Here is a 647-nt window from a genome sequence, read left to right as displayed (position 1 = left end):
AAGTGGTGGGCGCAGGAGGATTCGAACCTCCGACCGCCTGGTTCGTAGCCAGGTACTCTATCCAGCTGAGCTATGCGCCCACTTTCATTAGTTACTTATTTATACTCTAAGTTAGAGTCTGTAAAAGTGATGTGCGTAGGACGTAACTTCTAAGAATGAACCTCCGACCGCTTGGCTTTAGCCAACACTTTATACTTATTTATACTCTAAGCAGAGTGATGTAAAAGTGGTGGGCGCAGGAGGATTCGAACCTCCGACCGCCTGGTTCGTAGCCAGGTACTCTATCCAGCTGAGCTATGCGCCCACTTTTACTGTTGCTTATTTATACTCTAAGCAGAGTGTGTAAAAAGTGTTGGAAGCAGGACCTATCTTGTAAGAATGAACCTCCGACCGATTTGGTTATAAACCAAACACTTTAACTTATTTATACTCTAAGCAGAGTGAGTAAAGAGTGGTGGGCGCAGGAGGATTCGAACCTCCGACCGCCTGGTTCGTAGCCAGGTACTCTATCCAGCTGAGCTATGCGCCCAATCTTTACTTTACAAGACGTGCCATTAAAAGAAATGGTGGAGAAGGAGGGATTCGAACCCTCGATAGAGCTACAAACTCTATACTCCCTTAGCAGGGGAGCTCCTTCGGCCACTCGG

The 647-nt window shown here is 47.1% G+C and carries 3 tRNA genes; all 3 read right to left on the bottom strand.

What is annotated here, in order from left to right:
• Positions 1 to 3 precede the first annotated feature (3 nt).
• Positions 4 to 80: transfer RNA gene (locus tag AN389_RS19565), tRNA-Arg, on the bottom strand.
• A 147-nt stretch (positions 81 to 227) separates the two neighbouring features.
• Positions 228 to 304: transfer RNA gene (locus AN389_RS19560), tRNA-Arg, on the bottom strand.
• A 148-nt stretch (positions 305 to 452) separates the two neighbouring features.
• Positions 453 to 529: transfer RNA gene (locus tag AN389_RS19555), tRNA-Arg, on the bottom strand.
• Between the last annotated feature and the right edge of the window lie 118 nt (positions 530 to 647).

Source organism: Pseudoalteromonas sp. P1-7a (assembly GCF_001401855.1).
Lineage (GTDB): Bacteria > Pseudomonadota > Gammaproteobacteria > Enterobacterales > Alteromonadaceae > Pseudoalteromonas.
The sequence above is the reverse complement of the archived record's forward strand: the minus strand, read 5'-3'. Positions and strand labels throughout refer to the sequence as shown.